A 266-nucleotide genomic window follows, 5' to 3' on the forward strand; every position below is an offset into this window, starting at 1 on the left:
GAAGGTAAAGGCTGTCGCACATTTAAAGATCCACAACCCAGCTTTAATTCCCCCATCGCCAAACTTGTCCAGGACTACCCGATAAAATCCTGTTCGGTGGTGGCTCATATTCGCCAGGCTAATCGGGGCGAGGTGGCGCTGGAAAATACTCACCCATTTACCCGCGAGTTATGGGGGCGTAACTGGACTTCCATCCATAACGGACAAGAAACGGGCTACAAATCACTGGAAACCGGCAACTTCCGCCCGGTAGGCGAAACCGACAG

At 52.6% G+C, this 266-nt stretch carries 1 protein-coding gene; it reads left to right on the forward strand.

What is annotated here, in order from left to right; translation table 11 throughout:
* Positions 1–266 (forward strand): class II glutamine amidotransferase (locus IEQ44_RS15990; protein ID WP_193639430.1); only part of this gene is annotated, 266 nt, incomplete at both ends.

This window comes from Nocardioides malaquae (assembly GCF_015070385.1).
Taxonomy (GTDB): domain Bacteria; phylum Actinomycetota; class Actinomycetes; order Propionibacteriales; family Nocardioidaceae; genus Nocardioides; species Nocardioides malaquae.